General features: G+C 62.3%; 20 protein-coding genes. 6 read left to right on the forward strand and 14 right to left on the reverse strand.

All coding sequences use genetic code 11. The features are described 5' to 3' along the window. Positions 1–22 precede the first annotated feature (22 nt). Positions 23–538, forward strand: a complete 516-nt coding sequence (locus G4D79_RS01905) for a DUF4352 domain-containing protein (RefSeq protein ID WP_003945701.1) — start codon at positions 23–25, stop codon at positions 536–538. Next, a complete protein-coding gene (locus tag G4D79_RS01910; protein WP_064111334.1) occupies positions 535–1,017 on the forward strand; it encodes a hypothetical protein in 483 nt (160 codons plus the stop codon). The genes G4D79_RS01905 and G4D79_RS01910 overlap by 4 nt, the downstream gene beginning before the upstream one ends. On the opposite strand, the gene G4D79_RS01915 is transcribed toward G4D79_RS01910, so the two are convergent. After that, positions 992–1,426, reverse strand: a complete 435-nt coding sequence (locus G4D79_RS01915) for an OsmC family protein (protein WP_007726950.1) — start codon at positions 1,424–1,426, stop codon at positions 992–994. The genes G4D79_RS01910 and G4D79_RS01915 overlap by 26 nt on opposite strands. Before the next feature lie 98 nt (positions 1,427–1,524). Continuing rightward, positions 1,525–2,748, reverse strand: a complete 1,224-nt coding sequence (locus G4D79_RS01920) for a TetR/AcrR family transcriptional regulator (RefSeq protein ID WP_233405645.1) — start codon at positions 2,746–2,748, stop codon at positions 1,525–1,527. A 339-nt stretch (positions 2,749–3,087) separates the two neighbouring features. Between G4D79_RS01920 and G4D79_RS01925 the strand changes: the two genes are divergently transcribed. From G4D79_RS01925 to fadD5, 3 genes are all read left to right on the forward strand, one after another. Continuing rightward, positions 3,088–4,077 carry a nitronate monooxygenase family protein gene (locus G4D79_RS01925; protein WP_019746804.1) on the forward strand — a complete coding sequence of 330 codons (990 nt, stop codon included), beginning with the start codon at positions 3,088–3,090 and terminating at the stop codon, positions 4,075–4,077. After that, entirely contained in the window at positions 4,074–4,853 is a 780-nt protein-coding gene (locus G4D79_RS01930) for an enoyl-CoA hydratase (RefSeq protein ID WP_003945899.1), read from the forward strand. The genes G4D79_RS01925 and G4D79_RS01930 overlap by 4 nt, the downstream gene beginning before the upstream one ends. Before the next feature lie 95 nt (positions 4,854–4,948). Then, a complete protein-coding gene (gene fadD5 / locus G4D79_RS01935) occupies positions 4,949–6,538 on the forward strand; it encodes a fatty-acid--CoA ligase FadD5 (RefSeq protein WP_099697751.1) in 1,590 nt (529 codons plus the stop codon). 57 nt (positions 6,539–6,595) lie between these two features. Here fadD5 and G4D79_RS01940 read toward each other — a convergent pair whose 3' ends face one another. The 8 genes from G4D79_RS01940 to G4D79_RS01975 form a co-directional block, all read right to left on the reverse strand. Further along, positions 6,596–7,075 (reverse strand): nucleoside deaminase, encoded by a 480-nt coding sequence (locus tag G4D79_RS01940; RefSeq protein ID WP_054825400.1) that lies wholly within the window; start codon positions 7,073–7,075, stop codon positions 6,596–6,598. A gap of 77 nt (positions 7,076–7,152) precedes the next feature. Then, positions 7,153–9,696 (reverse strand): ATP-dependent Clp protease ATP-binding subunit, encoded by a 2,544-nt coding sequence (locus G4D79_RS01945; RefSeq protein WP_003945604.1) that lies wholly within the window; start codon positions 9,694–9,696, stop codon positions 7,153–7,155. Positions 9,697–9,993: 297 nt separating this feature from the next. After that, entirely contained in the window at positions 9,994–10,851 is an 858-nt protein-coding gene (locus G4D79_RS01950; protein WP_099697753.1) for a triacylglycerol lipase, read from the reverse strand. 38 nt (positions 10,852–10,889) lie between these two features. Beyond that, positions 10,890–11,786 (reverse strand): triacylglycerol lipase, encoded by an 897-nt coding sequence (locus G4D79_RS01955; RefSeq protein WP_047269726.1) that lies wholly within the window; start codon positions 11,784–11,786, stop codon positions 10,890–10,892. Between the two features lie 150 nt (positions 11,787–11,936). Further along, positions 11,937–12,275: an Lsr2 family protein gene (locus G4D79_RS01960; RefSeq protein ID WP_003945673.1), complete on the reverse strand. Its 339-nt coding sequence runs from the start codon at positions 12,273–12,275 to the stop codon at positions 11,937–11,939. A gap of 642 nt (positions 12,276–12,917) precedes the next feature. Then, complete coding sequence (lysS, locus tag G4D79_RS01965) at positions 12,918–14,429, reverse strand: lysine--tRNA ligase (protein WP_003945834.1); 1,512 nt, start codon at positions 14,427–14,429, stop codon at positions 12,918–12,920. An 11-nt stretch (positions 14,430–14,440) separates the two neighbouring features. Continuing rightward, positions 14,441–14,944 (reverse strand): DUF1772 domain-containing protein, encoded by a 504-nt coding sequence (locus G4D79_RS01970; protein WP_099697754.1) that lies wholly within the window; start codon positions 14,942–14,944, stop codon positions 14,441–14,443. Continuing rightward, positions 14,941–15,774, reverse strand: a complete 834-nt coding sequence (locus G4D79_RS01975) for an NAD(P)H-binding protein (protein ID WP_099697755.1) — start codon at positions 15,772–15,774, stop codon at positions 14,941–14,943. Before G4D79_RS01975 ends, G4D79_RS01970 begins: the two co-directional genes overlap by 4 nt. A gap of 80 nt (positions 15,775–15,854) precedes the next feature. Here G4D79_RS01975 and G4D79_RS01980 point away from each other — a divergent pair, with 80 nt between their 5' ends. Then, on the forward strand, positions 15,855–16,814 hold the full coding sequence (locus G4D79_RS01980; protein ID WP_099697756.1) for an AraC family transcriptional regulator: 960 nt from the start codon (positions 15,855–15,857) through the stop codon (positions 16,812–16,814). Positions 16,815–16,835: 21 nt separating this feature from the next. On the opposite strand, the gene G4D79_RS01985 is transcribed toward G4D79_RS01980, so the two are convergent. The 4 genes from G4D79_RS01985 to panD all read right to left on the reverse strand — a co-directional run bounded on the left by G4D79_RS01985 (position 16,836) and on the right by panD (position 19,300). Continuing rightward, positions 16,836–17,258, reverse strand: coding sequence for a rhodanese-like domain-containing protein (locus G4D79_RS01985; RefSeq protein WP_099697757.1), 423 nt, complete (start codon positions 17,256–17,258; stop codon positions 16,836–16,838). Further along, positions 17,255–17,773, reverse strand: coding sequence for a cysteine dioxygenase family protein (locus tag G4D79_RS01990; protein WP_058039264.1), 519 nt, complete (start codon positions 17,771–17,773; stop codon positions 17,255–17,257). Before G4D79_RS01990 ends, G4D79_RS01985 begins: the two co-directional genes overlap by 4 nt. A 261-nt stretch (positions 17,774–18,034) precedes the next feature. Beyond that, the gene (locus tag G4D79_RS01995) at positions 18,035–18,850 is read right to left on the reverse strand and encodes a type III pantothenate kinase (protein ID WP_007726991.1); all 816 of its coding nucleotides are present in this window, start codon (positions 18,848–18,850) and stop codon (positions 18,035–18,037) included. A 3-nt stretch (positions 18,851–18,853) separates the two neighbouring features. Beyond that, positions 18,854–19,300: an aspartate 1-decarboxylase gene (panD, locus tag G4D79_RS02000; protein WP_003945761.1), complete on the reverse strand. Its 447-nt coding sequence runs from the start codon at positions 19,298–19,300 to the stop codon at positions 18,854–18,856. Positions 19,301–19,311: the final 11 nt, after the last annotated feature.

Below are 19,311 nucleotides of genomic sequence, written 5' to 3' on the forward strand. Positions count from 1 at the left end.
CAACTCTCGAAAGGCGCACATCATGCGATCACTCCGCACTCCCCTCGCCCTCCTCGCCGTCGGCGCAGCCCTGTTCGCAACCATCGCCTCGGGCGAGACCGACGAAGCGAAGAAGGTCGACGACAACGGTTCTTCCGCCGCACCTGCGGCCGCCTTCGGAATCGGTGACGTCGTCGAACTGGGCGACTGGCGCGTCCAGGTACACGGCGTCGTCGATCCCTACGTCTCGACCAATCAGTTCATCACCGCTGATCCCGGAAACCGCTACGTCGTGGTCGACACCGAGGTCACCAACAACAGTGACAAGCCGTCGACGGTCTCGTCGATGATGTGCTTCGAACTGCAGGACTCGGCAAACAAGTCGTACAACATCACGTTCACCGACAGCAGCACGTCGAGTGTCGACGGAGAGCTTGCGCCGGGCGCTGCCAAGCGAGGCGAATTGGCGTACGAGGTCCCCGAAGCCGCCACCGGTCTGCGCCTTCAGTTCAAGTGCGATCTGTTCTCGTCCGGCTCGGCAACCATCAACCTGTCGTGAATCGTCCGGGCGATCTGCTGCTGAATCCGTGGGCACTGGTCTCGGTGGCCGTCATCTTGATCAACGACCATGTACTCAAAGGGGCATTCGGGAACACGATGACGGGCAAGCTGTCCGACGTCGCCGGTGTGTTCCTGCTTCCCCTGCTTCTGCTCTCGGTTCTCGAGGTGCTCAGGCGAAGTCTGGTGGGGCGAGCAGCGATCGCCTGGTCCATCGCGGTCACGGGGATCGGCTTCGCCGCCGTGAAGGTGATACCGCCGATCGGCGACGCATACGAGTGGGTGATCGGGTTTCTCCGCCTGACCGCAGGAGGATTCCGCGGAGATCTCTTGCCGATCCTGGTCTATCGCGATCCCTCGGACCTGTGGGTGCTCCCGATCCTGTTCGCGAGCTACCTGGTCGTCACACACAACCGCACTCGGGCGCCGGAGGGGGCGCCCGAGCGCGAGATGATCAGTCCAGGGCCGCATCCAACGTGATGTCGACGCCGGTCAGTGCCTTGCTGACCGGGCATGTTTCCTTGGCCGCCTGGGCAACCTTGGCAAAACCGTCGGCGTCGAGGCCGTCGACCTCGGCGCGAACGGTGAGCTTGATTCCGGTGAGCTTGAATCCGACCGTGTCGGGGCCGAGTGACACGTCCGCGGTGATGTCGAGGCTCTGCGGGGTCCCGCCGGCCTCGGCGATCAGGGCCGACAATTGCATCGCATAGCAGGACGAATGCGCCGCGGCGATGAGTTCCTCGGGGCTGGTGGTTCCGCCGGCCTCCTCAGCTGCGCGCTTGGGGAACGACACGTCGAAGGTGGCGACGCCCGAGCTGGTGAGTTCCACCTGTCCCGATCCGGCCTCGAGGGTGCCGTTCCAGGCGGTGCGTGCGGTACGAGTTGGCATTGCTGTCCCTACTTCCGTCTTCACATGATTCGGTGAACGCCTTGCGATCACGAACCTACCCGCGATACGTGAAGTCACACCTACTGTTTCGGACGGGACTACCCGAGGAGCGTCGCGGACAGCAGTTTCTCGACGCGGGCCTGCGCGGAGTTCTCCGAGGAAAAGTGCACGATTCGGCCGATGTCGAAGACCAGTCCGAGCGCCGCGTGGACGAGAAACCGCGCTTGGACGATCGACAACTCCGGACGCGCCTCGACACACAAGTGCGCCCACTCCTCGACGTTCAAACGCTGAATGTTGCGCAACTCGGTCCGTGATCGATCCGGCAAGCTGCCGATCTCGGCAAAGTACACGGCCAACAGTTCGCTGGTTCCGAACGAAACCTCGACGTACATCTTCGCCAACGTCTCGACGGCCGCGAGAGGAGTCTCCGACTCAGCCAACGCCGAGCCCAACGTCATAGTCAGACGATCGGACGCCCGGTGGAAGGCCGCAGCAAGAAGGTCGGCCTTGCTCGCGAAGTGCCGATACACACTCGACGCGTTGATACCCGCCGCGGCACCGATCTCCTCGATGCTCACGTCGTGGTAGCCGCGCTGATAGAACAGCAACACTGCTTCCTGAAGCAGCACTTCACGTTTCGACGTCCGTACGAGGCCTGTTTTGCGTTCGGACGCCCCTGCCCTCGCGCCGTCCTCCTCGGCAGCGGGCAATTCGACGCCGATGACGGACCAGCATGCCGCAAGAATCAGCGCTTCGATCTGCTTGGCGGACAACGCGGATCGATGACCGGTGATACTGGCGATCACACTGAGCACGGCGGGCGCGATGAGTTCTACATCCGCCGGGTCGAGTTCCGGACGAACCGCTGCCAGCGGCTCGGCGATCCGAAGATTGAGCGTGCGCATTCCCACCCGCAATTGCTCACGATCCTCGTCGACCAGGTACCTGCCCTCCCATCGGTAGAGCCCTCCCCGACGCCGATTCTCGATCGTCGCGCGGATGACACCCACCATCGTGGAGTTCAACTGCTCGCGTGGATTTTCGTTTCCGTGCACAGCTGGATCGCTGGCATCCAACAACGCCTGCGTCAGGTTGTTCACGGTGTAGACGAACAGCGCGTATTTCGTGGGGAAATGACGATAGAGGGCCGGACCGGAAATTCCGACCTTCGCTGCGATCTCGTCGATACCCACCGCATGGTAGCCACGTTCGCTGAATGCTTCCGCAGCAGCGGCCGCGATTTGTGCCTTCCGATTCTTCGGACGCGTCCGTGGTGCAGGGTCGCTGCCACGCACGGAGACGCGTGTCTGTCCGGGCACCTGACCCTCCACTTCCGTTGCTTTCTCTTGCACTGCCTTCGTCCGCTGCACCGCACTTCCACGGGCGCGAGTCCGAACGGATCATGTTAACCGTCGCGAAGGTCGCAATTCGCGCCCGGTACTGCTTCACCCGAAACCCTACAACGCAGTTGTAGCGGCGGACGGATTCCGGAAAAAGAGTCTTGACACCCGCTCTCTCAGCGGTGTTATGTTAGTGACGATTCGCACAACCTCGCACGTAGTCCGCTGGCGGGCTCGTTCCCTGCGGCGTGAGGTCTTCTTCGCCTGCAAGAGGGTTCGATGCCGAATGACCGACCGTAAGAAAGTAGTTGTGAGCAAATGATTCGCACTCGCTTCACCGAAATGTTCGGCGTTGACCATCCCATCGTACAAGGGGGCATGATGTGGGTGGGACGAGCAGAACTTGTTGCGGCCACGGCAAATTCCGGCGCCCTCGGGTTCTTGACGGGCCTCACTCAACCCACACCGGAAGACCTCGTCAAGGAAATTGCTCGAACCCGCGATCTCACCGACAAGCCTTTCGGCGTCAATCTCACTATTCTGCCGTCGATCACGCCGCCGCCGTACGCCGAATACCGCCAGGCGATCATCGAATCCGGGATCAAGATCGTCGAAACCGCCGGTTCCAATCCGATCGATCATCTTCCGCATTTCAAGGACGCGGGCGTGAAGGTTATCCACAAGTGCACTGCAGTTCGACATGCGGTCAAAGCCGAGAGACTGGGCGTCGACGCCGTCAGCATCGACGGCTTCGAATGCGCCGGGCACCCAGGCGAGGACGACATACCAGGGCTCATTCTGATTCCGGCGGCCACGCAGCAACTCACGATTCCGGTGATCGCTTCAGGCGGAATCGCAGATTCACGTGGACTCGTCGCGGCGCTTGCGCTCGGAGCAGACGGCGTCAACATGGGAACTCGCTTCATGTGTACCGTGGAATCCCCTGTAGCACAATCGGTTAAAGAGCAGATTGTCGCAAACACCGAACGCGACACCAAGCTGATCTTCCGGACCCTTCACAACACAGCGCGCGTAGCCGCGAATGCGATCAGTGCCGAGGTCGTCGACATCGAAGCACGTGGCGACGCGCAGTTCAGCGACATTCAGCATCTGGTAGCCGGAGCCCGCGGACGCAAGGTCTTCGAGGACGGTGACCTCGATGCAGGCATCTGGTCCGCCGGACAGAGCCAAGGATTGATCAACGACATCCCGACCGTCGCCGACATGATCGACCGCATGGTCTCGGAGGCCGAACACCTCATCACCTCACGGCTTTCCGGATTCGTCACGGCTGTGAGCGCGGCATGACCGCCACCGCCGAGACGGGCTTTCGCTCCGAAATCACCGACGGTGTACTGCGATTGACCTTCGACCGCCCGAAGCGGATGAACGCGATCGATCTGCCCACGATGACTGCTTTCGCAGCTGCCGTCCACGACGGCGGCGCAGACCCGGCCGTTCGCACCATCGTCATCACCGGATCCGGTCGAGCGTTCTGCACCGGAGCCGACCTCGCCGCAGCGGCCGTCAACCCCGCAGACCCGAAAGTCGTCATGGATGCGGCGACTTCGCTGATTCGCGCCATCACCAGCGCCCCGGTCCCGGTGATCGCCGCGGTCAACGGCCCGGCCGCCGGCGTCGGAGTGTCCATCGCTCTCGCCGCGGACCTGACGTACGCCGCATCGAGCGCCTATTTCCTCCTCTCCTTCGTCAACATCGGCCTGATGCCCGACGGCGGCGCCAGTGCGTTGGTACCGGCAGCGATCGGACGCGCCCGAGCGGCCGAGATGGCATTGCTGGGCGAGCGAGTTTCCGCCGAGGACGCAGAGCGGTTCGGGCTCGTGTCCCGCACCGTCGCCGACGACGCGTTCGACGCACTCGTCGACTCCGTCGTCGATCGCACGTCGAAGGCTCCCCGACGCGCCCTCGAACTCACCAAGCGCGCGCTCAATGCGGCGACACTGGACCGCCTCGATGCTGCGCTGGAGCTCGAAAATACCGGCCAGGCAGAACTTCTCACTGGCGAGGACTTCAAAGAAGGCGCGATGGCGATGCTGCAGAAACGCGCGCCCCACTTCAAGTAATCACTGCGAATTTTCGTTAACAAAACCACTGTACGAATCGACGGCTCACTGTAGCCTGAGTCACACAATCACCCACGCATGAGAGGAACCCATCGATGGCCTCCACCGGTGCAGTCTCCGAGGCGCAGCGTTCACGCCGCACCAACTGGAACAATCAGATCGCCAGGCATGCGCAGATGATTCCCGATCGCACCGCACTGCGATTCCTGGGCGATTCCATCACCTGGAGCACCCTCGACGCACGCGTCGAGAAGCTGGCGGACGCTCTTGCCCGACGCGGCGTCAGCTTCGGCGACCGCGTGCTCATCCTGATGCTCAACCGCCCCGAATACCTCGAGGTCGTGCTCGCGACCAACGCACTGGGCGCCATCGCTGTTCCGGTGAACTTCCGTCTGACACCACCCGAGGTCGCTTATCTGGTAAACGACTCCGGCTCCAAAGTCATTGTCGCCGAAGGACCGTTGGCTCCGTTGGCCGGAGCTGCGCGAGCCGCGTCCGAGGGTATCGACATCTCCATCACCGTAGGCGCCCCCGCCGAGGGTGACAGCCTGAACTACGAGGACTTGATCAGCGAAGAGGGCGAGCCGCACGCGTTCGTCGACATCCCGGACGACACGCCTGCACTCATCATGTACACCTCGGGAACCACCGGTCGCCCCAAGGGCTCGGTGCTCTCCCACTCCAACCTGTCTTCGCAAGCATTGACCTGTATCAGGGCCTTCCACCTGTTCAATGCCGATTCCATCGGCTTCTGCGCGTCGCCCATGTTCCACATCGCAGCCCTCGGTTCCATAGCGCCGAGCCTGCAACTCGGCACGACCACGGTGATCCATCCGGTCGGCGCATTCGACCCTGGTCAACTACTCGACATTCTCGAAGCCGAGAAGGTCACCAGCTTGTTCCTCGTGCCCGTGCAATGGCAGGCCGTGTGCGCAGTACAGAAGGCGCAACCTCGAGCACTGTCGCTGAAGAACATCTCGTGGGGCGCCGCACCGTCGTCCGATACGATCCTGCGGGCAATGGCCGAAACCTTCCCGGACGCATTCAATGTCGCGGTCTTCGGTCAGACCGAGATGTCGCCCATCACTTGCGTTCTCGACGGCGAGGATGCGATTCGTAAGCTCGGATCCGTCGGTCGGGTCATCCCGACCATCTCGGCCAGGGTCGTCGACGAGAACATGGACGACGTGGCACCCGGTGAAATCGGTGAAATCGTCTACCGCGGGCCCACGATGATGAGCGAATACTGGAACAACCCCACCGCCACCGCTGACGCCTTCCACGGTGGATGGTTCCACTCCGGCGATCTCGTTCGAGTCGACGACGAAGGCTTCGTCTACGTCGTGGATCGCAAGAAGGACATGATCATCTCCGGCGGAGAGAACATCTACTGCGCGGAGGTGGAAAACGTTCTCTACGAACACGAATTGATCGTCGAAGCGGCCGTCGTCGGCCGCCCCGACGCCAAGTGGGGCGAGGTGCCCGTAGCGATCGTCGCGATGGCGCCAGGTTCAGCCGTGGACCTGACCATCGAGGAACTGAGCAGCTTCCTCAACGATCGTCTCGCGCGCTACAAGCACCCGAAGGACATCGTCGTCGTGGAAGCACTGCCGCGCAATGCAAGCGGCAAGGTCGTCAAGGGTGAACTGCGAGAGAAGGTTCGAGCGGTCGACGCAGTTTCCTGACTTCACACGCAAACGGGCGGCACCTCCAGCGAGGTGCCGCCCGTTTGTGTGGGCCCGTCAAGCACTCGGCGAATGCAACTTCCGATGCAGTTCTCGCACCAGCGGAACCAACTCCGGCACCGGGCCTTCGACCGGGACGTTCGGCGCAACCTCGTTGACGGACAGAGACTTCACCGGCGCCGGGGACACACCCCACTCCGCGAGCCAGTCGCCGAGTTGAGCCGAAGAGCAGATGTAGACGATACGTCCGAGGCCCACCCACGCGTGCGCGGCCGAACACATCGCGCAGTGCTCTCCCGAGGTGAACACCGTTGCCGTCGAACGCTCTTCCGGCGTCAGGTACTGAGCCGCCCACCGAGCCAGCTCGAACTCGGGGTGGCGAGTGTTGTCGCCGCCCGCGATCCGGTTTCGATCTTCCGCCAGAAATGTTCCGTCGGCCGCTGCCAGGACGGAACCGAAAGGTTCGTCGCCCGCATCCAATGCTTCCGTTGCCAATTCGACGCAACGACGCAGGTGACCCAGTTCGATGTCGTTCATGTGTACGCCCTCTCCCGTGATACACGAAACGGGCGGCACCGGTGAGGTGCCGCCCGTTCGTTACCTACTCTGCTGTACTACTCTGCTGCGCTTTCGCTTTCGCCGGCCTTGGTCAGCTCGATCGGCGGTGCGTCCGGCACGTCGATCGGCTTCTTGGTGGGCGTGAACGTGAACTTCGCGTCCTCACCCGAGCCTTCGCCGTCCCAGTTCTCGACGTCGACGAGCACGATGTGGCCGGGTCCGATCTCTCCGAAGAGGATCTTCTCGGACATCTGGTCCTCGATCTCGCGCTGGATGGTGCGACGCAGCGGTCGTGCACCCAGTACCGGATCGAATCCGCGCTTGGCCAGAAGCGACTTGGCCTTGTCGGTGACCTCCATGGCCATGTCCTTGTTCTTGAGTGCCGCCTCGACGCGAGCGAGCATCAGGTCGACCATCTGAACGATCTGCTCGTTCGTGAGCTGATGGAAGACGACGATGTCGTCGATACGGTTCAAGAACTCGGGACGGAAGTGCTTCTTCAGCTCGTCGTGAACCTTGAGCTTCATGCGCTCGTAGTTCGACTCCGTGCCCGTTCCCGAGCTGAAGCCCAGGCCGACTGCCTTGGAGATGTCAGACGTACCGAGGTTGGACGTGAAGATCAGCACCGTGTTCTTGAAGTCGACGGTACGTCCCTGACCGTCGGTGAGACGGCCGTCCTCGAGGACCTGCAGGAGGGTGTTGTAGATCTCCTGGTGTGCCTTCTCGATCTCGTCGAACAGGACAACGCTGAACGGCTTGCGGCGCACCTTCTCGGTGAGCTGGCCACCCTCTTCGTATCCGACGTACCCGGGAGGGGCACCGAACAGACGCGAAGCGGTGAAGCGGTCGTGGAACTCGCCCATGTCGATCTGGATCAAGGCGTCGTCGTCGCCGAACAGGAAGTTGGCGAGCGACTTCGCGAGCTCCGTCTTACCGACACCGGACGGGCCGGCGAAGATGAACGAGCCCGAGGGACGCTTGGGATCCTTCAGACCTGCACGCGTACGACGGATCGCCTTCGAGACGGACTTGACCGCCTCTTCCTGGCCGATGATCCGCTTGTGCAGTTCCTCTTCCATGCGGAGCAGACGAGTGGTCTCCTCCTCGGTGAGCTTGAAGACGGGGATACCGGTCCAGTTGCCCAGAACCTCGGCGATCTGCTCGTCGTCGACCTCGGCAATGACGTCCAGGTCGCCCGCACGCCACTGCTTCTCACGCTCAGCGCGCTGAGCAACGAGGGTCTTCTCCTTGTCACGCAGGTTCGCAGCCTTCTCGAAGTCCTGCGCGTCGATCGCGGACTCCTTCTCGCGACGCGCGTCGGCGATGCGATCGTCGAATTCGCGCAGGTCCGGCGGTGCAGTCATCCGACGGATGCGCATTCGCGCGCCCGCCTCGTCGATGAGGTCGATCGCCTTGTCCGGCAAGAAGCGGTCGTTGATGTAGCGGTCGGCCAGCGTCGCCGCTGCCACGAGAGCACCGTCCGTGATGGAGACACGGTGGTGAGCCTCGTAGCGGTCACGAAGACCCTTGAGGATCTCGATGGTGTGCTCGACGGTCGGCTCGCCCACCTGAACGGGCTGGAAACGACGCTCGAGGGCAGCATCCTTCTCGATGTACTTGCGGTACTCGTCGAGCGTGGTGGCACCGATGGTCTGCAGCTCACCGCGAGCAAGCTTGGGCTTGAGGATGGAGGCCGCGTCGATAGCGCCCTCGGCCGCGCCCGCACCCACGAGGGTGTGCAGCTCGTCGATGAACAGGATGATGTCGCCGCGGGTGTTGATCTCCTTGAGAACCTTCTTCAGGCGCTCTTCGAAGTCACCGCGGTAACGGCTGCCGGCCACGAGCGACCCGAGGTCGAGCGTGTACAGCTGCTTGTCCTTGAGGGTCTCGGGGACCTCACCGTTGACGATTGCCTGAGCCAGGCCCTCGACCACAGCGGTCTTACCGACACCGGGTTCACCGATGAGAACCGGGTTGTTCTTGGTACGACGCGAGAGAACCTGCATGACACGCTCGATTTCCTTCGAGCGGCCGATGACCGGGTCCAGCTTGCCTTCGAGGGCAGCTTGCGTCAGGTTGCGACCGAACTGGTCGAGCACGAGCGAGGTGGACGGCGTGCCGGCCTCTCCGCGGGTGCCACCGGTTTCGGTGGGCTCTTTGCCCTGGTAGCCCGACAGCAGCTGGATGACCTGCTGGCGGACGCGGTTGAGATCGGCACCGAGCTTGACCAGAACCTGGGCTGCTACGCCCTCACCCTCACGGATGAGACCGAGCAGGATGTGCTCCGTACCGATGTAGTTGTGTCCGAGCTGCAGCGCTTCGCGCAGACTCAGCTCGAGGACTTTCTTGGCGCGCGGTGTGAAGGGGATGTGACCGGACGGAGCCTGCTGGCCCTGGCCGATGATCTCCTCGACCTGGCTGCGGACTCCCTCGAGGGAGATACCCAACGACTCCAACGACTTGGCTGCGACACCTTCGCCCTCGTGAATGAGGCCGAGAAGGATGTGCTCCGTGCCGATGTAGTTGTGGTTGAGCATCCTGGCTTCTTCTTGAGCCAGGACAACAACGCGCCGCGCGCGATCGGTGAACCTCTCGAACATCGCTCTCCCTCACACTCTCCGGCGGGCAGGTTCGAGACCGGATGTCTCGTCCCTGGTCGCCGCGTTTCGCTCCGGCACTACAGACTGATCGCCTCGCCGGTCAGCGGACTGACGTCCACGAATCGACAAAGGTTGCACGACCCCACTTATTACTCTAGAGGGCGCGAAGTCCACCTGCTGCTCCTCCACCCGATTGGCGGCGGAAGCCGGACTGCTTACCGTTCACAACGTCGCAGCTGAGGGAATCGTTTCCCGGTTCCTGTACGCCTGAAGCGAACAGCGATTTTCGACGCCTGATCAGCCGAATATCGGGAGTACCCGAGCGCACGGCACCTCACGCGGATTCGACGGATCCAGCGCGTTGAGTGTCAGAGTCGCCGTTCGCTGCGACGCCACCAGCGCGATGTGATCCGACAGGTCCTGTTCGCAACCGTCCTGAACAACTATGTTCGACGCGTTCGACGCGGCCAGTATTCCGCTGCTGTACGGAACGACCACTTGATCGAACCGAGTCACGATGTTGGTGTACTCGACGTCATCGGAGTAGACGCCCGCGTCGCGCAGTTCGGTGACGAAGGTGGCGTTGTCGAAATCCGGTCCCCCGACGCCTTCCGGCGGCCCGACCTCCGAGCCGTCCCACAACGGAGCGATGGAGACGATCTTGGAAACCTTCGCGTCGCCGCCGAGAAACTTGGCGTAGTACGCACTGACCGTCGTCCCCTGAGAGTGTCCGATCAGGTCGACCTTCGAGGCACCCGTCGCAGAGAGAACGTCGTCGACGAAGTCCGACAGTTGCCCTGCGCTGTCTCCGAGTGGTGCGAGACCGCCGGCTGCGGAAATCGGCCACGGCTGGTCCGTTCGATTCCCGAAGGTGAGCGCAAAAACGCAGTATCCCTCATTGGCCAGTACGGGTGCGAGTACGCCCCAATTGGTCTGACGGTTGGCCGCCGTCCCGTGCACCAGGACGACCGGATCAGGATGAGCAGCGGAAGGCGCGCACGAGAAGTCGTTGGTGCCAGGGGCCGATCCGCCCGGGTTGGTCGCTTCGAGGGCGATTCCACTGAGGAAACCGGACGGAACGGGAAGAGGTTCGTTCGCCGACGCAAGAGACGGCGCGGACGCGGCCACGGCTCCCGCCACAGCGAGAGCGCCCACGCATGTTCGAATCCCCACCGAAGGCCTCCGCACAGTGATCAACCCACGACGGGCAATACCGAGTTGCAAGGTACCGGCCGCTGATGCGCGGGGTCGAGTGCATTGAGAGCAAAAGTCGCGGCGCGCAGCGATGCCGCGATGGCGAGGTGATCGGAGATGTCTTGCTCACAACCGTCCTGGACGACGATGTTGGTGGCGTTCGGCCCAGGCTCCAGCCCATTTGTATACGGCAGCACCAGTTCGTCGTAGCGGGTCGTGATGTTCGTGTAGTGAACACCCGGCGCGTAAACGCCTCCCGCACGGAGATTTTCGATGAACTCCGAGCCTGCCCCCATGTTCAGACATGCCTTGCAGATCGGGAATCCGGCCTGCGCTGCCTCGGATACCCCGAGTTCGCGAAGGCTACGGCCGACACTTGCCTGCTCGTTTCCGAGCGTTCCCTTCCACAGCGACGCCACCGAGACGATGTTGTCCACTTTGTCGGCACCACCGAGGAACTTCGCGTAGTACCCGTTGATGATGGTGCCCTGGGAATGTCCGATCAGATCTACCGATGTAGCACCCGTGGCATCAAGTACTTGATCGACGAAATTCGACAATTGTGCTGCGCTGGAAGGAATTTCCTGCATTCCACCGATCGCCGACAACGGCCACGGTTGCTCGGGGAAGTTGCCGTACGTCAGCGCGAAGACGCAGTAGCCCTCGTTGGCGAGCAACGGCGCATAGGTGGCCCAGTTGGTCTGCCTGTTTCCACCCGTTCCGTGAACGAGCACAACCGGATTGGGATGTTCGGCAGTCGGTTTACACGAAAAGTCATTGGATCCCGGAGCTGAACCGCCAGGATTTCCCAACTCCTGAGGAACACCGGCAAGGAAGGCATTGGGCACGGGCAACGGAGCCTGAGCCGAAGCCACTGAGGTGAACCCGACGAGCATCAGAGCGGCAAGAACCACGCCCCCGAACAACCTGTTTCTGTGCACGACCGACTCCTCTACGAGAGATGCGAACCGTGCAGACGCTAACAAACTAGAACGCGTTATCAATCCGTTTCGGCAAAATGCGCCCAAATCCATTCGCGATCCATTTCAGACGGCCTTTTCGTAGGCTCGGCGCACCTCGGTGGAAATACGACCGCGGGCCGAAATCTCGAAGCCGGCACCCTTGGCCCATTCGCGGATGGCGGCACTCTGATCGCGGTCGGCAACGGGACGGGATTTGGTCACCGCTCCGTTGACTGATTTGGCGGAATTCGACTTTCTCGCATGAGGAATCCACTTTTTCAGTGCATCGCGCAGTTCCGCGGCGTGGGCGGCGGTGAGATCGATTTCGTAAGCAACTCCGTCGACGGAAAACTCCACAGTTTCGTCCGCGGGCGATTTTTTGTCCAGATCGTCAACCATCGTGACAACAACCTTTTTCACCACGACCATTCCTCCCCAGATCCTTCGATAAGCAGCGACAATAGCACCTGGACAAACGTCCTGTCTTGGCTCGTCAGGATGATTGGGACTTCTCGCCGCCGGGTATGCCGGTCGACTTGTCTTGCGACAAAGACAGTGCCGATACACTCCTCGCGACGCATCGGGGGATGCATCCAGACGGGGGAATCATGACAGACGACGGCTCGAGAAAAGACCTCTACCGAGCGCAATCTTCGCCTCCAAGAACAGCACTCTCGCCAGTATCGCTTACGGCGGACCCACGAATTTCACCATCTCCGGACGCCCTGCGATCCGGTACGCCGCAACCGTCACAAATATCCCGGCGGACAACGAATGCTATCCGCCCTCAGCACAATTCGATGTCGTCACCACACCCGGATACTCCACAGCCGAGGTCATGGTCTCCCTTGTCCAGTCGGATCAGGGACTACCTGACGCACTCAACCAGGGCACGATCGACCAAATCATCGCAACAATTCGAGAGTCCGAAACTCGGGCGACCGCGCATGGATGAATCCTTTGCCGCAGGCGAATGTCGTTGGGAACTATCGAATACCTTGGGAGCGCCTCAACTGAAAAAGGTTCGGCCGCAACATGTGCGGCCGAACCTTGATCGAAGTAAAGCTAGCGAGCGGACGGACGAACGATCGGGAAGAGGATCGTCTCGCGAATACCGAGACCAGTCAAAGCCATCAGCAGTCGATCGATTCCCATGCCGGTGCCGGTGGTCGGCGGCATGCCCTGTTCCATCGCGGCGAGGAACTCCTCGTCCAGCACCATCGCTTCGTCGTCGCCTGCCGACGCGAGGCGCGCCTGGTCGACAAAGCGCTCACGCTGGATGACCGGGTCGACAAGTTCGGAGTAGCCGGTCGCCAACTCGAATCCGCGGATGTACAGGTCCCACTTCTCGGTGACACCCTTCTTGCTGCGGTGATCACGGGTCAGGGGCGACGTCTCGACCGGGAAGTCACGGACGAACGTCGGCACGTACAGCTGATCGCCGCACTGGTGTTCCCACAGCTCCTCGACGAGCTTGCCGTGGCCGTAGCCCTTGTCCTTGGGAACCTCGAGGCCGACCTTCTCCGCCAGAGCGAGAAGCTCGTCGACCGTTGTATCCGGCGTGACCTCGGTGCCGATGGCAGCCGACAGCGACGGGTACATCTCGAGAACCTGCCACTCGCCACTGACGTCGTACTCGGAACCGTCGGCGAGGGTGAGGACCTGCGTGCCGAATGCTTCCTGCGCAACTTCCTGGACGAGTTCACGAATCATCTTCGCGGAATCGTCGTACGTGCCGTAGGCCTCGTACGTCTCGAGCATCGCGAACTCGGGCGAGTGAGTGGAGTCGACGCCCTCGTTGCGGAAGTTGCGGTTGATCTCGAAGACCTTCTCGATACCGCCGACGACGCAACGCTTGAGGAACAGTTCCGGCGCGATACGCAGGTACAGGTCGATGTCGAGGGCGTTCGAGTGCGTGACGAACGGGCGAGCTGCCGCGCCGCCGTGCAGCGTCTGCAGCATCGGCGTCTCGACCTCGAGGAAGCCGCGGCTCTCGAGTGCATTGCGCAGCGCACGGACAACTGCGACGCGCTTGCGGGCGTTGTCCCGAGCCTCGGGGCGAACGATCAGATCCGCGTAGCGCTGACGCACCCGGGACTCTTCGCTCATCTCCTTGTGAGCGACCGGCAGGGGGCGCAGCGACTTGGATGCGATCTGCCAGGCATCGGCCATCACGCTGAGCTCGCCGCGACGGGAGCTGATGACCTCACCGTGGATGAAGACGAAGTCGCCGAGGTCGACGTCGGACTTCCAGGCAGCCAGTGCCTCTTCGCCGACGCCGGCGAGGCTGATCATGGCCTGCAGCTGGGTACCGTCGCCTTCCTGCAGAGTCGCGAAGCACAGCTTGCCGGTGTTGCGCATGAAGATGACGCGGCCGACGACGCCGACCAGCACGCCAGTCGCCGTGTCCGGCTCGAGTTCCGGGTACTCCGCGCGGATCTGCGCGAGCGTGTGGGTGCGATCGACCGAAACCGGGTACGCCTCCTGCCCCTGCGCGAGGATCCGTTCACGCTTCTCGCGCCGGATACGGAGCTGCTCGGGGGTGTCGTCGACTGGCTGGGCTTCTACATCACTCACGGGGTACAAGACTACTGGGCCGTGTCCACCGCGTTTGTTGCTGGTAGCACCGCGGCCACCGCGAGCACGATTCCCGACAGCAGGTACAGCCCGACCCGAACGTGATTCCACATAGTCCAACCCGCCTCGTACGACGCCCATGCGGCCGCGTCGGTAGTGCTGACCGAGGCAAACGCGTCGTTGCGAGGGACGTGGTAGATCGCGGTCACCGCGAAGGACGCGAGCACCCCGACGCAACCGACGACAGCAAGGACCCAGCCGTCCGGTCTGGAGATCGCTGCCCAGATTCCTGCGGCGATCGCGGTGAAGGCCGATCCGACCAGCGGCAGCATCAACGCACTACGCGGCGCTTCGACGTTGATCGCCTGCATCGACGTGATCGCGGTATGTGCATCGACCGACCGCAGAGCGGGCATCACGAAGGACGAGAAGGCAAACAACGCACCACCGGCGACGAGCGCGCCGAGCGCAGTCACCCCGAGCAGCAGCTCCAAGAAAATCTCGGATTTCTTCACGGCCAGACCCCCGTTCGGGCAGCCTCGGCGGCAAAAGTGGTGAAATCTCGAGCGGGTCGTTCCAGGACCTCTTCGACGACGCCGGTCACACTTTGATTTCGTCCGTCGAGAACCTCGGCAAACAGGTACCTGAGTAACTCCACGACGTCACTCGGGACGCCGACCTCCGCCATGCCGTCGGAAAACTGTTTGAGTCCAATTCTTTCGAATGTCACGAGACGACCCGACGCCGTCGAAATCGCATCCACCGCCGCCGCGAAAGTGAGCAACTCCGGACCTGTCACCTCGAGAACTCGGCCGAGGAGGTCGGTTCGAGTCAATGCGGCCACCGCCACGTCGGCGAGATCGTCGACGTCGATGAACGGCTCCCCCACCTCACCGACCGGAAGTGCCAGGTGGCCTTCCCGAATCGGATCGAGTAGGTACCCCTCACTGAAGTTCTGGGCAAACCAACTGGCCCGCACCACAGCCCATTCCAGACCGCTGTCGGCGAGAACCTGCTCGGCTTTCTGCGCCGCCGGTTCACCGCGCCCGGACAGGAGCACCATGCGACGAACCCCTTCGCGGTACGCAAGCTCCGCGAACTCCTCGATGTGGGTGCTCGATTCCGGAACAGCCAGATCTGGCGCATACGTCACATATGCCACGTCGACGCCGGACACTGCTGGCTGCCACGTCGTCTGATCGTTCCAGTCGAAACGCGCCCCGGATGTTCTCGATGCGATTCGGGTACGGATTCCCACCGCCGTCAGCCTCTGCGCAACGCGCGCACCGGTCTTACCGGTACCACCGATCACTACTGCCGATTGAATGTCGCTTGTTGTCGTCATGCACTCATTCGACCGCGGAGCATCAATACGATCCATAGCCGAAGGTCGCAGAAACATACGCCAGCGTCTACGGTCGAAGCATGGATGCATTGTCGATGATGCTGGCCGGATCGCGGGCGGAGGGCGCTTTTCTACTGCGCTCGCTGCTCGATCCACCGTGGTCATTACGTATCGAGGACCACGCACCGATCACCGTGCTGGTTCTGGTTCGAGGCAGCGCGGTCGTCGTCTCCGACACCGGACAGACAGAAGATCTCGAGGCCGGCGACGTTGCACTGTTGCGCGGCCCCGATCCGTATACGGTCGCCGATCACCCGGACACACCAGTCCACGTACTGATCGACGAAGCACAGAATTGCGCTGCGGTCGACGGCACAGCACTCGAGGACATGTCGGTTCTCGGCGTTCGCACCTGGGGCAACTCGACCAGTGGTCAGACCGTCATGCTCACGGGCACATACCGTTTGGACTCCTATGTCAGCCGTCAGATCCTCGACAGCCTGACACCCGTCGCGGTAGTGCGACGCAGCATCGAAACCGCGCCGATGACAAACCTTCTGGAACAACAGATCGCCGCCGACGGGCCCGGACAGGAAGTGTTGTTGGACAGGCTCCTGGACCTGGTCCTGATCTCAGCGGCCCGGACCTGGTTCGCCGAGAACCCGAATCGATCACCGCGATGGATCAAGGCCTACGAGGATCCCGTAATCGGGCATGCCTTGCGGCTCATACACAATCGGCCGGAACACCCCTGGACGGTCGCGAGCCTGGCCCAGGAGTCCGGCAGCTCGCGAGCGGCCTTCGCGCGCCGGTTCACCAGCCTCATGGGGCTCGGACCTGTCGGCTATCTGACCGACTGGCGACTGTCCGTGGCGGCGGATCTACTCGCAGACCCGGCACGAACGGTGTCGTCGATCGCGCGAGAAGTGGGCTACTCAAGCCCCTTCGCCCTCACAACCGCGTTCACCCGTCATCACGGAATGAGCCCGAAGATGTACCGCCAGACCCGCTGTGCGCCTTTATTAACCGCCCGCGGTTAATAAAGGCGCACAGCAAATACCTCAATGAGCCGAAACCGTTGCCAGCTCGCGGGAGCAATGACGAACTCCGCTCAGCGCACCGAGCAGGCCGGCGGCCTTGATCGCCTGGTACCCGCCCACGAGATCGGTGGCCTTGTGCAGACCCAACTGCTGCAACGACGCTGCGGCCAGGCTCGAGGTGTAGCCCTCGGAGCAGACGATCACCCACTCGACGTCGTGGTCGGTGGCCAACGCGAGGTGTGCGCTGCTGGTGGGGTCGAGGCGCCATTCGAGCACGTTCCGCTCGATCGCGAGTGCACCGGGAAGAGTTCCCTCGATGGCGCGCTGCGCCTGCGGGCGAATGTCGACGAAGATCGCGCCGCGGTGGAAGGCTTCGGTGAGCTGGAAGACGTACATACGATCGATCTGTGCGCGAGCGTCGTCGAGCATTTGGTCGATGGTCATTTGGTGCCCCCCTCGGGCAGGTCGGTCAGCTCGGTACGGGTGCGGCGAAGTGTCCGGTGATCCGTCACTTCGTAGAAGGACATTGCCGTCAGCGGCGGCGAGTAGGCGTGAACACTCAGAGTCGGTGCATCAGAGCTGATTTCGATCGGAGCACCGGGAGCATCCGTCGAACGCACGACATCGTGAACCCATCCGAGCGGGAACGAAGCCTGATCGCCGGCGTCGAGCTGGCGTTCCACCAGGGAGTCACCGGCCCAACGGAATTCGGTGAGCGAACCACTGAGGACGGTCAAGGCGCCGAACGAGCCTGCGTGGTCGTGCAATTCGGTGTTGCGTTCGGGCACCCAACTGATGAGCCACACATCGACGTCGTCGTCCGCGTGCAAGCGGGTGGACCAACGGTCGAGCGTCGGGAAGGTGTCGGGGATGAGGTGATCGAAACGGCCGTCGAGCACGCCGTTTGCTCCCTCGTCGGTCAGCCGCAGCAGATCGGCCGGGCGAAGGCGGGTGGGCAACGACGCACCACTCGGGCGGCGTCCGGACGCCCCACGATTAGCGCTACGACCTGCGGAAACAGCACGGTCAGCAGTAAGAGTCGGGGCCAAAACAGAGAGATCTGCAGAATATGTGGATAGCACGAGCTAGCTCCAAGGAATGTGAATTGGTCAAGGCAGCGGTCAGCCTCGACAACACTCCTGAGCACCCATGCAGCGATTCACGAGCACCATTGTGGCATAACTTTTGCAATCGCGAAACCGCTGGAACGAAACCATCGATCAGGCGACGGGTCGTCGACCGGATCCACGACGCGCCTGATTGCGCTCGAAGACCAACCTCAGCCCCTCGAGGGTGAGGTCCCGTTCGAGGTGATCGATGGTGTCGGACTCGGGAATGATCAGCGGTGCGCTGTCCCCGGTCGCGATCACGGAGACGTCGTCACCACCGAACTCCGGTAGTTCGTCGCGGACGCGGTTGACCAATCCGTCGACGAGGCCTGCAAAGCCGAATACCGCACCGGACTGCATGCATTCGACGGTATTCTTGCCGACAACCGAACGCGGGCGCACCAATTCGACCTTGCGCAGCGCAGCGGACTGCGACGCCAAGGCATCGGTCGAGATCTCGAGTCCGGGCGCGATGCAGCCACCCAGAAACTCACCCTTGGCGGAAACGACGTCGACACAGGTCGACGTACCGAAGTCCACGACAATGCACGGCCCCTCGTAAAGATGGTGAGCGGCAAGGCTGTTGACGATCCGGTCGGCTCCCACCTCTTTGGGGTTGTCCACCAGCAGTGGCACACCGGTGCGAATACCCGGTTCGACCACCACATGGGGAACGTGACCCCAGTACCGCTCGAGCATCACACGGATTTCACGCAAGACGGACGGCACTGTCGACAGCGCCGCAACGCCGGTGATCTGATCGACATGAGAACCCAACAGCCCACGGAAGGTCAACGCCAACTCGTCGGCAGTCATCCGAGGATCGGTTCGCATTCGCCAGTCCTGCAACAGCTTCGAATACTCACCAGTCCCGGAGAACAGACCGAGAACGATGTTGGTGTTCCGGACGTCGACCGTGAGCAGCATGGATTACACCAGGCTGGATTCGCGCGAGGCCTCGAGCGTCGACAGCATGCGTGGGGTGATCAGACCCGAACCCTCCGGCGCGTGAGCCGGGTCGGAACCGAGTTCGATCTGCTTGTTGTCGGCATCGACGAAGACTACGCGCGGGGAGTACTCCTTGACTTCCTGCTCGTTCATCACGCCGTAGGCGATGAGGATGACCAGGTCGCCTGGCTTGACCAGATGCGCTGCCGCACCGTTGATTCCGATGACACCAGTTCCGCGCTCGCCGGCAATGACGTACGTCTCGAGACGCGCACCGTTGTCGATGTCGACGATGCACACCTGTTCGCCTTCGAGGAGGTCTGCGGCGTCCATCAGATCCTGGTCGACGGTGACGGAGCCGACGTAATGCAGGTCGGCGTGAGTCACGGTGGCGCGGTGGATCTTCGACTTCATCATCGTGCGAAACATATCCAGGTCCT

Origin of the sequence: Rhodococcus sp. WY5 (genome assembly GCF_018588185.1) — a bacterium.
Lineage (GTDB): Bacteria > Actinomycetota > Actinomycetes > Mycobacteriales > Mycobacteriaceae > Rhodococcus_F > Rhodococcus_F qingshengii.

Bases quoted from the DNA above. Each gene is read 5' to 3' on its own strand.
- G4D79_RS01905 (WP_003945701.1), top strand. From the start codon at position 23: ATGCGATCACTCCGCACTCCCCTCGCCCTCCTCGCCGTCGGCGCAGCC.
- G4D79_RS01915 (WP_007726950.1), bottom strand. From the start codon at position 1,426: ATGCCAACTCGTACCGCACGCACCGCCTGGAACGGCACCCTCGAGGCC.
- G4D79_RS01925 (WP_019746804.1), top strand. From the start codon at position 3,088: ATGATTCGCACTCGCTTCACCGAAATGTTCGGCGTTGACCATCCCATC.
- G4D79_RS01930 (WP_003945899.1), top strand. From the start codon at position 4,074: ATGACCGCCACCGCCGAGACGGGCTTTCGCTCCGAAATCACCGACGGT.
- fadD5 (WP_099697751.1), top strand. From the start codon at position 4,949: ATGGCCTCCACCGGTGCAGTCTCCGAGGCGCAGCGTTCACGCCGCACC.
- G4D79_RS01940 (WP_054825400.1), bottom strand. From the start codon at position 7,075: ATGAACGACATCGAACTGGGTCACCTGCGTCGTTGCGTCGAATTGGCA.
- G4D79_RS01945 (WP_003945604.1), bottom strand. From the start codon at position 9,696: ATGTTCGAGAGGTTCACCGATCGCGCGCGGCGCGTTGTTGTCCTGGCT.
- G4D79_RS01955 (WP_047269726.1), bottom strand. From the start codon at position 11,786: ATGCTCGTCGGGTTCACCTCAGTGGCTTCGGCTCAGGCTCCGTTGCCC.
- G4D79_RS01975 (WP_099697755.1), bottom strand. From the start codon at position 15,774: ATGACGACAACAAGCGACATTCAATCGGCAGTAGTGATCGGTGGTACC.
- G4D79_RS01980 (WP_099697756.1), top strand. From the start codon at position 15,855: ATGGATGCATTGTCGATGATGCTGGCCGGATCGCGGGCGGAGGGCGCT.
- G4D79_RS01985 (WP_099697757.1), bottom strand. From the start codon at position 17,258: ATGACCATCGACCAAATGCTCGACGACGCTCGCGCACAGATCGATCGT.
- G4D79_RS01995 (WP_007726991.1), bottom strand. From the start codon at position 18,850: ATGCTGCTCACGGTCGACGTCCGGAACACCAACATCGTTCTCGGTCTG.
- panD (WP_003945761.1), bottom strand. From the start codon at position 19,300: ATGTTTCGCACGATGATGAAGTCGAAGATCCACCGCGCCACCGTGACT.